9 protein-coding genes are annotated in these 10,304 nt (G+C 55.7%); 7 read left to right on the plus strand and 2 right to left on the minus strand.

The window, feature by feature from the left end; translation table 11 throughout:
- Window positions 1-83 precede the first annotated feature (83 nt).
- A complete protein-coding gene (locus ARC85_RS13740; RefSeq protein ID WP_041656412.1) occupies window positions 84-560 on the plus strand; it encodes a regulatory protein RecX in 477 nt (158 codons plus the stop codon).
- A gap of 1 nt (window position 561) precedes the next feature.
- On the opposite strand, the gene mltF is transcribed toward ARC85_RS13740, so the two are convergent.
- Window positions 562-2,070, minus strand: coding sequence for a membrane-bound lytic murein transglycosylase MltF (gene mltF, locus ARC85_RS13745; protein WP_011785944.1), 1,509 nt, complete (start codon window positions 2,068-2,070; stop codon window positions 562-564).
- Between the two features lie 270 nt (window positions 2,071-2,340).
- On the opposite strand from mltF, the gene purL reads away from it, so the two are divergent.
- A complete protein-coding gene (gene purL / locus ARC85_RS13750) occupies window positions 2,341-6,246 on the plus strand; it encodes a phosphoribosylformylglycinamidine synthase (RefSeq protein ID WP_286715128.1) in 3,906 nt (1,301 codons plus the stop codon).
- 451 nt (window positions 6,247-6,697) lie between these two features.
- On the plus strand, window positions 6,698-7,009 hold the full coding sequence (locus ARC85_RS13755) for a YqfO family protein (RefSeq protein ID WP_199452010.1): 312 nt from the start codon (window positions 6,698-6,700) through the stop codon (window positions 7,007-7,009).
- Window positions 7,010-7,016: 7 nt separating this feature from the next.
- Here ARC85_RS13755 and ARC85_RS13760 read toward each other — a convergent pair whose 3' ends face one another.
- Window positions 7,017-7,565, minus strand: a complete 549-nt coding sequence (locus ARC85_RS13760) for an NUDIX hydrolase (RefSeq protein WP_153741640.1) — start codon at window positions 7,563-7,565, stop codon at window positions 7,017-7,019.
- 95 nt (window positions 7,566-7,660) lie between these two features.
- On the opposite strand from ARC85_RS13760, the gene ARC85_RS13765 reads away from it, so the two are divergent.
- The 4 genes from ARC85_RS13765 to purT are packed head-to-tail and all read left to right on the plus strand — an operon-like array spanning window position 7,661 to window position 10,169.
- Entirely contained in the window at window positions 7,661-8,248 is a 588-nt protein-coding gene (locus tag ARC85_RS13765; protein ID WP_022992909.1) for an NUDIX hydrolase, read from the plus strand.
- A gap of 1 nt (window position 8,249) precedes the next feature.
- The gene (locus ARC85_RS13770) at window positions 8,250-8,786 is read left to right on the plus strand and encodes a gamma carbonic anhydrase family protein (RefSeq protein ID WP_286715133.1); all 537 of its coding nucleotides are present in this window, start codon (window positions 8,250-8,252) and stop codon (window positions 8,784-8,786) included.
- A complete protein-coding gene (locus ARC85_RS13775; RefSeq protein WP_011785938.1) occupies window positions 8,783-8,965 on the plus strand; it encodes a DUF1289 domain-containing protein in 183 nt (60 codons plus the stop codon). Before ARC85_RS13770 ends, ARC85_RS13775 begins: the two co-directional genes overlap by 4 nt.
- Window position 8,966: 1 nt before the next feature.
- The gene (gene purT / locus ARC85_RS13780; protein ID WP_014421942.1) at window positions 8,967-10,169 is read left to right on the plus strand and encodes a formate-dependent phosphoribosylglycinamide formyltransferase; all 1,203 of its coding nucleotides are present in this window, start codon (window positions 8,967-8,969) and stop codon (window positions 10,167-10,169) included.
- Window positions 10,170-10,304 lie beyond the last annotated feature (135 nt).

Consider the following 10,304-nt stretch of genomic DNA (forward strand, 5'->3'; position numbering starts at 1 on the left):
TGTCTGTTTCGGGTAGTGTGTTTGCGGGGGTGCCCCGGGACGCTAAGTCTATCGTTTTGCAAGTCATCGCGGAAAGGGCCTGTATGGCAAAAGATCAGAAACATGACGATCCGGAATACCAGGCTCGTTCGGTAGCGCTGCGCCTGTTGGCCCGCCGGGAGCACAGCCGGTATGAGCTCGCGATCAAGCTGCGGCAGCGCAAGATTCCACCGGATGTTTTTGATCCGGTGCTCGATGAATATGAGCGTGAGGGCTGGTTGGATGACGACCGGTTCGCGGAGATCTATAGCCGCCAACGCATTGAAGCCGGCTACGGACCACTGCGAATACTGGCCGAGCTGCAGCAGCGTGGTGTGAATCAGGCGCCGGAGTGTCTGTCGTCCGTCGCAGAAGAAGAGTGGTGTCGGAGAGCGGTCCGGGCCCGTGATAAACGGTTCGGGCTGGCGGATGTGCAGGGGGATCTGCCTGAAAAACTCCGCCAGGCCCGGTTTCTGGCCCGGCGAGGGTTTTCATCCTCCCAGTCCGAGCACGCCTTGAGCGCGCGATCGGATGATGTTTGAGTCAGAGTGTTGGTGGTATCAACCGTAATTCCGGAGGCAGGTCTGCGCGCAGATCCGGCTGAGACTCTTTGGCTGGGGCTTCGGGGCCGGCCTCGTTGTCGCCAAGCCAGGCCAGCTGGTCCTCAAGCCCGGATGCCGACGGTGCGTCCGGTTCCGTAATCCGGACCAGGACGTCGTAATACCGCCGGATATTCTGTACGTAGACAACCGGTTCATGCCCGCGTGCGTAACCGAACCGGGTTTTGGTGTACCACTCTTTCTGGGCCAGCAGAGGCAGGAATTCCTTTACATCCATCCACCGATCCGGATCTTTCCCGGCGGATTCCGCCAGGCGTCGGGCATCTTCCAGATGTCCAAAGCCGACGTTGTAGGAAGCAAGCGCGAACCAGGTGCGATCCGGTTCCGGAATTCGGTCCGGGATTCGCCCGTGCACCATCCGGAAATAGCGGGCGCCGCCCTCAATACTTTCCTCGGCATCCAGTCGGTTATTAATACCGATGTAATTGGCGGTGGTGCGGGTGAGCATCATCAGACCGCGAACCCCGGTGGGGGAGACGGCGTTGGGGCGCCAGTGGGATTCCTGGTACCCGATGGCGGCCAGCAGGCGCCAGTCCATACCGGATTCTTGGGCATAATCCTTGAACAGCGACTGATAGCGGGGCAGGCGGTTCTCAACGTGGTGCATGAAGGTGCGGGCGCCAACGTAATTGAGCCGGTCCAGATGACCGTAGAACCGTTCGGCGAGCTGGGCCATGGTCCCGTTGTTGTTCACCCTTTCCATGAAAGCTTCGGCGGCATTCACCAGAGTGTCATCCTGAGCAGCTGGAAATAGCCAGACAAGATCACTGGGTTCGTTCAGTGCGAACGCTTCATAAACCTTTGGGAAGAAGACGTGGTTCAGATCCAGTTCATTGGAGGCCACCGCCGCATAGCCGAATTCCCCGCTTTCCACTCGGGCAAGAAGACCGGCTGCATCCAGGCCGGGATGTTTCTGAATGATAGGGCCAGCCTCATTCGCAGGGTCGGCAATAAGGTGCTCATGGTTGCTGTCGGCCAGCATATGGATGGTTTCGGAAGCCAGATCTTCCAGTGATTCCGGTGCCGGAACTTCCTTGTGGTAGACGATCACCGACTGCGCGGAAACCCCGATGGGCACGGAGCGGTACTGATTGTCAAAGTCCGGACGTTGTGTCAGGCCGGCGAGACCAACGTGAGCGTAATTTCTGGATAGGACAGAGAGGATTTCAGAATTGTCGTCGGCGACCCGAACCCGCAGTTCAACGCCGAGTTCGTTGGCAAACAGTCTGGCCAGTTCGTAATCGTAGCCGGTGTCCTGTTCCCGGTCCTGGTAATAGATAGAAGGCGCAACCCGGGTAATGACGTGCAACACGCCTTCTTCCCGGATTTCCTGCAGCGTGGTGGGCTGCGAGCAGCCGGTGGCAAGGATAACTGCCAACACAATGCTCAACTGCGCACTACTGCTTCGGAAAGTGCTGATAAATCGTGACAAATCCCTGCTCTCCGCTACACGCTCAATGGTCAGGATGGTCCGGGAGGTGCTCCCATGCTCCTGCTTTTTGATGCTTCTTGCTTTCCATGCATAGTTTCAATGATCACTGCTGAGGGCGAAATGGTCAATTGGTCTGGTTAATAACTGTGCAAAAGAATGTCAATTTTACACTGCGGAAAGAGGCCAGCTTCCGCTGTAACCTGAGGTCGGTTTCAAGTATCATTGCGGCCTTTCAGACGTCCCCCGATTCGCGCGATACAGGTTGATATCATGCTTGAACTTCGCGGCGCGCCAGCGCTCTCGCCTTTTCGTTCCCGCAAACTGCATTCCCGTATACAGGAAATGGTGCCGGGTGTAGAACATGTGTATGCCGAGTTCATGCACTTTGTGGATCTTGATGCCGACCTTTCCGATTCGGAACAGGCCATTCTCGATCGGCTGCTCACCTATGGTCCCAGTGTCCAGGTTGAGGAGCCGGATGGAATTCTGTTCCTGGTGGTACCGCGACCGGGCACCTTGTCGCCCTGGTCGAGCAAGGCCACGGATATCGCCCGCAATTGTGGCCTCCGGCAGATCCGCCGAATTGAACGTGGTATTGCCTACTACGTCAAGGCCAGCAAGAAACTGGGTCTGGAACAGCGTGAGCAGATTGCGGCGCTTCTCCATGACCGCATGACGCAGAAAGTATTTCACGAGATGGGCGGTGCGGAACTTCTGTTCAGCCACGAAGAGCCTCGCTCTCTGGGACGGGTACCGGTGTTGTCTGGTGGCCGGGATGCCCTGGTGGAAGCAAATGGCCGGTTGGGCCTGGCGCTGGCGGACGATGAGATTGATTACCTGGTCAAATCCTTTGTCGGCCTGGAGCGGGATCCGACGGATGTTGAGCTGATGATGTTCGCTCAGGCCAACTCTGAGCACTGCCGCCACAAGATTTTCAACGCGTCCTGGGATATTGATGGGGAAGGCCAGGAAAAGTCCCTGTTCGCGATGATTCGCAATACCTTCGAGATGAATAGCGAGGGCGTGCTGTCGGCCTACAAGGACAACGCCGCGGTGATCGCCGGCAGCGAAGCCGGTCGCTTCTTCCCGAATCCGGACTCGGGTGTCTACGGCTATAACCGGGAGCCGGTGCACATCCTGATGAAAGTGGAGACCCACAACCACCCAACAGCGATTGCCCCTTTCTCTGGCGCGGCCACAGGTTCTGGTGGCGAAATCCGGGATGAAGGCGCGACCGGTCGTGGTTCCAAGCCGAAAGCCGGTCTTACCGGTTTCACCGTGTCCAATCTGAATATTCCCGGTGATGAGCAACCCTGGGAAATTGGCTATGGCAAGCCGGACCGGATTGCCTCTCCGCTGGATATCATGATTGAAGGCCCCATCGGCGGTGCTGCGTTTAACAACGAATTTGGTCGTCCTAACCTGGCCGGTTACTTCCGGACCTTTGAAGAAAAAGTGCCGGGTGCTGCCGGTGAAGAGGTTCGTGGGTATCACAAGCCGATCATGATTGCCGGTGGTCTGGGTAACATTCGCGAGCAGGACGTCGAGAAGGGCAATATTCCGGTCGGCGCCAAACTGATTGTGCTGGGTGGCCCGTCCATGCTGATTGGTCTTGGTGGGGGCGCAGCCTCTTCCATGGACTCCGGTTCCAGTAACGAGAATCTGGATTTTGCCTCGGTACAGCGCGATAACCCTGAAATGGAACGCCGTTGTCAGGAAGTTATCGACCGTTGCTGGCAGATGGGCGAGAAAAACCCGATCTGCTTTATTCACGATGTGGGAGCTGGCGGCTTGTCCAATGCCATGCCGGAGCTGGTCAAGGACGGTGGCCGTGGTGGCAAGTTTGAGCTCCGGGATATTCCCAGTGATGAGCCGGGGATGTCGCCCCTGGAGATCTGGTGTAACGAATCCCAGGAACGTTACGTGATGGCGGTTGCGCCTGAAAACCTGGATCTGTTCGATGCCCTGTGCCGTCGCGAGCGCTGCCCGTATGCCGTGATTGGTGAGGCGACCGAGGAGCATCATCTGGAGCTGGGCGATTCCTACTTCAACGACAAGCCCGTGGATCTGCCGATGGAAGTGCTTTTCGGCAAGCCTCCGCGCATGCATCGCAGTGTCAGCCGTTCCTCCTTTACCAAGCCGATTTTCGATTCCACGAAAATCGATCTTCACGATGCGGTTCGGCGGATTCTGCGTCTGCCGTCGGTTGGCTCCAAGAGTTTCCTGATTACCATTGGCGACCGCACCATTACCGGGCTTGTGGCCCGGGACCAGATGGTGGGCCCGTGGCAGGTACCTGTGAGTGATGTGGCGGTCACCGCAGCATCGTTTGATGTGCGTACCGGTGAAGCTATGGCGATGGGTGAGCGTACGCCGCTTGCAGTGATTGATGCGCCGGCGTCAGGCCGAATGGCCGTAGGCGAAACCATTACCAACCTGGCGGCGGCACCGATTGCGAAGCTGTCTGATATCCGGCTCTCGGCAAACTGGATGGCCGCCGCAGGTCATCCGGGCGAGGATGAGAACCTTTACGAAACCGTTCGTGCGGTGGGTATGGAGTTGTGCCCGGCGCTGGGTATTACCATTCCGGTGGGCAAGGACTCCATGTCCATGAAAACCGCCTGGGAAGAGGACAATGGCGAGCAGAAGAGCGTGACCGCGCCTCTATCTCTGATTGTCAGCGGCTTCGCTCCGGTTACCGACGTTGCCCGCACCCAGACACCTCAGCTGCGCACTGATGCCGGTGAAACGGATCTTATTCTTGTTGACCTGGCCGCTGGCCAGAACCGTCTTGGCGGATCTGCGCTGGCGCAGGTTTATCGTCAGGTGGGTGCTGTGGCGCCGGATCTGGACGATCCCGAGGACATCAAGGCATTTTTCGCGGTTATTCAGGGCCTCAACGACGATGGCAAGTTGCTGGCCTATCATGACCGTTCCGATGGCGGTCTGTTTGTCACCCTCGCGGAAATGAGCTTTGCCGGCAGAACCGGTGTCGATATCAAGCTGGATGGCCTCGCGGAAGACGAATCCCAATTTGCCCGTGAACTCTTCAATGAGGAGCTGGGTGCGGTTATCCAGGTGCGCCGTGAAGACACTGATTTCGTTCTCCAGCAATTCTCCGGTGCCGGGCTGGGAGATCACACGAGTGTCATTGGTACTCTGAATGACAAGGATCGGGTTCGGTTGTTGTTTGCCGGAGAGCCGGTTCTGGATGAGGCGCGCCCAGATCTGCAGCGCCTCTGGGCAGAAACCAGCTACCGCATTCAGTCTCTTCGCGACAATGCCGACTGTGCCCGGGAAGAATTCGAGAACCTGCTCGATGCCGAGGATCCGGGGCTGAGTGCTGATCTGACCTTTGATCTGAATGAAGACGTCGCGGCGCCATTTATTAATACCGGCAAACGGCCGAAAGTGGCGGTGTTGCGGGAGCAGGGCGTAAACGGGCAGGTTGAGATGGCGGCCGCCTTCGACCGCGCAGGCTTTGAAGCGACGGACGTTCACATGAGTGACCTGCTATCCGGTCGCATCAGCCTGGAGAAGTTCCAGAGTCTGGTGGCTTGTGGCGGTTTCTCCTACGGTGATGTGCTGGGTGCTGGTGAAGGCTGGGCCAAGTCCATCCTGTTTAACGACCGGGTGCGTGATCAGTTTGCTGCGTTCTTTAATCGCCAGGATACCCTCGCCCTTGGTGTCTGTAATGGTTGTCAGATGCTTTCCAACCTGCACGAGCTGATTCCGGGCAGTGAAGGCTGGCCGCGCTTTGTTCGAAACCAGTCCGAACAGTTTGAAGCGCGTCTGGTAATGGTTGAGGTTACTTCTTCACCATCCGCCTTCCTGGATGGCATGACTGGCTCCCGTATGCCGATCGCGGTTGCCCACGGTGAGGGGAGGGTTGAGTTCGCTTCCGGCACGTCAGCCAAGGCGCTGTCGGATAACGAATTGGTTGCTCTCCGATATGTCGACAACCGTGGCCGGGAAACGACCCGTTACCCCTATAACCCCAACGGTTCAGAGTCTGGTATTACCGGTATTACCACACGGGATGGTCGCGTGACCATCATGATGCCCCATCCAGAGCGGGTGTTCCGGGCCGTTCAGCACTCCTGGCGCCCGGATACCTGGCAAGAAGATGGTCCCTGGTTGCGCATGTTCCGCAACGCCAGAAAGTGGTTTGGTTGATTCGCTGAATCGCAGCTGAAAAGAGAAGTGAAAAGCCAGCCTCCGGTCTCTGTTTCCAAGAGAGTCGAGGCTGGCTTTTTTTATTGTAGATTGGTTAAGCCTGTACCTTTGATGTCAACCCCAAATTCAACCCCTGATGCCCTAAAATAGTCTGTAAATTTGCTGTCTCGGGGCTTGACTAGACAACTTTATGCACATTTCCGGTGCCGCCCTGGCCGTTCTGTGAGCAAACATTGAGAACTAAGTTCAGTTTTTGTGCGAAACCTTTAACTTGTTGATATTAAGGGGAATAAAATCATGGGTGAAAATGTCGGCAATTTAAGAGAAGTCCAGTATTCATGGGGCTTGGGGGGCGATTCCCAAAAACTTTCCCCAGAGTTATCCACAGAATCTGTGAGTAAGTTTGAATTCTCTAATGCTGGGTGATATTTGATCAGTCAGGGAGGTGTCCGTGTATAAGTTTTGCTACTTCGTACCCGAGAGTCATCTGGAACAAACCAAGCAGGCACTGTTCAATGTTGGTGCCGGAAAAATCGGAGAATACGACAGTTGTGCCTGGCAATGTGAAGGCCAGGGGCAGTTCCGGCCGCTGGCGGGAAGCGATCCGTTTCTGGGGCAACAGGGGCAATTAGAAACGGTGCGGGAATATAAAGTGGAGTTAGTGTGCGACGACAGCCTCATAAGAGATGCGCTAGCCGCACTGAAGCAAGCACATCCTTATGAAGAGCCCGCTTATGAGGTTTTTCGGCTGGTTGATCTTTAAGGGGGCGTCAGGCTTTTTTTCCCATGGGATGACGGATATCACTGACGTGGACGCCAAAACGCTCGGTCTCCATGTCGAGAAGAAAGAGTTCAAGGGTTTTGCGAACCGTTGGAAATGATATCTCGTCCCATGGAATTTCGCCGGGGGAGAACAGCCGCGACTCCAGAGATTCTTCTCCGGCGCCGAATTGCCCGTCTTTTAGGCTGGCGCGATAGAACATGTGAACCTGATTGATGTGGGGCACATCGATGATGGAGTAGAGGCCTTCTATGGTGACCTCGGCCAGGGCTTCCTCCAGAGTTTCCCTCGCCGCAGCCTCAATGGTTGTCTCGGCATTTTCCATGAAACCCGCGGGCAGGGTCCAATAGCCGTAACGGGGCTCGATCGCGCGTCGGCACAAGAGTATCTGGCCTTCCCAGACGGGAACCGTGCCCGCCACAATTCTCGGGTTCTGGTAATGTATGGTCTCGCAGCTGACACATACGTAGCGGTGCCTGTTGTCACCCTCCGGAATGCGTTGTTCGACCGGATGGCCGCATGTGCTGCAATACTTCATTAGTTTCCCCGTATACTGAGTGTCTGTTGATCATCAGTTTAACGATCCCGGCTGTCTGTGTCTCATGCAAAATCGGGATGCCACTGGAGTAGCGAGTGCGAGACCTATTAACTGAAAAATTATCCAATTATGCCCCGCGACAGTTGGCACTGGATTATCCGGAAGCCGGTATTCTGGTGCCGGTAACGGATGATGAAAACAATCCGGAAATGATTTTTACCCTGAGGTCTGCCAACCTGAAAACCCACCGTGGCCAGGTGTCTTATCCGGGCGGCAAGCGGGATCCCGAGGATTCGTCGCTTGCGGCCACTGCGTTGAGAGAGACCCATGAAGAAATCGGGTTGCCTCCCGACCAGGTGGACGTCATCGCACCATTAAGCCAGGTAATGTCGCGCTACGGCATTCTTGTAACACCCTACGTAGGGGTTGTTCCAGGCGATCATCCGGTGGTGCCCAATCCCTATGAAATAGAAAGCGTGTTCCGGGTACCGCTTTCCTTCTTTCTGGAGGACAGGAGGGAACGCACCGATGCCCTCAGTTTTCTGAACCACACCTTTTATGTGCCCTGTTACCGCTGGGAGCGTTACCAGATCTGGGGGCTCTCCGCGGTTGTTCTGGTCGACTTTATGAACGCCGTGTACGATGCCGGAATCGATCTGCTCGAACCCCCTCAAGGAGGCTGATATGTTTTACGAGCTCGAAGACAAGCGCCCCCAGGTAGTTGGCGATGGTCAATTTGTTGCTGCAAACGCCGTTATCACTGGCAATGTCCGCTTGCTGGAGAAAAGTAGCGTCTGGTTTAACGTGGTTATTCGCGGCGACAACGAGTGCATCACGGTTGGTCCTGAATCCAACGTTCAGGATGGATCGGTGCTTCACACCGATCCGGGGCTGCCTTTGACCATCGGCCGGGGTGTTACTGTCGGGCATAAGGTGATGCTGCACGGCTGTGATATCGGCGATTATTCACTGATTGGCATAAACGCAGTGGTGCTTAATGGGGCAAAGATCGGCAAGCATTGCCTGATTGGTGCCAATACGCTGATTCCTGAAGGTATGGAAATACCGGATGGTTCGATGGTTGTGGGTTCTCCCGGCAAGATCAAGCGTGAATTGAACGACAATCAGAAGAAAATGTTGGAAATGAGCGCGGCGCATTATGTTCAGAATGCCACGCGTTACCTGGAGAAACTTAAAGCGTGTGATCCGGAGCAGAAATGAACAGGGCTGATCGGGTGCGCTCACCCTGCGTAAGCGTGTGCGCCTTAGACGAGAACGATGTTTGCATAGGGTGCCATCGTACCAGTGACGAGATTCTTCACTGGACTCGCATGACAGACGATGAACGCCGAGAAGTTTTGAAACTGGTGGCAATACGTGAACAAAAGGTAGCTCTATAAGATGACCGATAACACCAAGACCAGCGTCAGATTGGGTACACCTCTTAAAAGCAACTCGTTCCGGGTACTTTTTTGTGGTTCCGGGGAATTGGGCAAGGAAGTTGTGATTGAGCTCCAGCGCTTCGGCGTTGAGGTGATCGCCATTGATCGATATGCCGATGCACCGGCAATGCAGGTGGCCCATCGTTCCCATGTTGTCGACATGCTTGACCCTGTGGCTTTGCGGAGCGTCATCGAGAAAGAGCGCCCGAACCTGATTGTTCCGGAGATAGAAGCTATTGCCACCCCGGAGTTGGTCAAGCTCGAGCAGGAAGGTTATCGGGTGATACCCAGTGCGCGGGCGGTGAACCTGACGATGAATCGTGAGGGTATTCGTCGGTTGGCTGCGGAAGAGCTCGGGTTGCCAACGTCACCGTATCGGTTTGCGGGTACGCGGGAAGAATATTTGCAGGCGGTTGCGGAAGTCGGGCTTCCCTTGGTGGTAAAACCAGTGATGAGTTCGTCTGGCAAGGGGCAAAGTACAGTAAAGACCGAAGCCGATATTGAAAGAGCCTGGGAGTACGCACAAACCGGAGGCCGAGCAGGAAAGGGCAGGGTAATCGTCGAAGGCTTTGTCGATTTTGACTATGAGATTACTTTGCTGACGGTGAGGCATAAAGAGGGGGTAACCTTCTGCGAGCCCATTGGTCACAGGCAGGAAGATGGTGACTATCGCGAATCCTGGCAGCCGCAGCCGATGAATGACCTGGCATTACAGCGTTCAAAAGAGATCGCCCGTGCTGTGGTGGAAGATCTCGGCGGTTACGGCATCTATGGTGTTGAGCTGTTTGTGAAGGGTGAGAACGTCTGGTTCTCGGAGGTCTCACCTCGCCCTCATGACACTGGACTGGTCACGCTTGTATCCCAGGACCTGTCCGAGTTTGCTATCCACGCCAGGGCCATACTGGGTATTCCCGTTCCTGTTGTTCGACAGAATGGTCCCAGTGCGTCGGCGGTCATTCTGCCGGAGGGAAGCTCCACAGAAGTTTCCTATACCGGCCTGGAAGAAGCCCTGGCACAACCGGGAACCCAGCTACGCCTGTTCGGAAAACCGGAATTACAAGGCAGGAGGCGAATGGGGGTAGCGCTGGCGTTGGGTAGCTCCATAGAGGATGCCCGGGAGAAAGCTCGCACTGCAGCAAGCTCTATAAAGGTCGAATTCTGAAAGCCTGATCCCTGAATCCATGGTGAGGGGTGAAAATCCGGGTGATTTTTGGTCGTTCTGGTTGTATTCTGAACAGCTCGATAGGTGGAAACCGAAGCCCGGTAAAATAAATTGAAAATGGGCGTTGACAGTTTT

Source organism: Marinobacter sp. tcs-11 (genome assembly GCF_002049515.1).
GTDB lineage: Bacteria > Pseudomonadota > Gammaproteobacteria > Pseudomonadales > Oleiphilaceae > Marinobacter > Marinobacter nauticus.

Excerpts from the sequence above, each read along its gene's own strand:
- ARC85_RS13740 (WP_041656412.1), top strand. The coding sequence starts at position 84 with ATGGCAAAAGATCAGAAACATGACGATCCGGAATACCAGGCTCGTTCG.
- purL (WP_286715128.1), top strand. The coding sequence starts at position 2,341 with ATGCTTGAACTTCGCGGCGCGCCAGCGCTCTCGCCTTTTCGTTCCCGC.
- ARC85_RS13760 (WP_153741640.1), bottom strand. The coding sequence starts at position 7,565 with ATGAAGTATTGCAGCACATGCGGCCATCCGGTCGAACAACGCATTCCG.
- ARC85_RS13770 (WP_286715133.1), top strand. The coding sequence starts at position 8,250 with ATGTTTTACGAGCTCGAAGACAAGCGCCCCCAGGTAGTTGGCGATGGT.
- ARC85_RS13775 (WP_011785938.1), top strand. The coding sequence starts at position 8,783 with ATGAACAGGGCTGATCGGGTGCGCTCACCCTGCGTAAGCGTGTGCGCC.
- purT (WP_014421942.1), top strand. The coding sequence starts at position 8,967 with ATGACCGATAACACCAAGACCAGCGTCAGATTGGGTACACCTCTTAAA.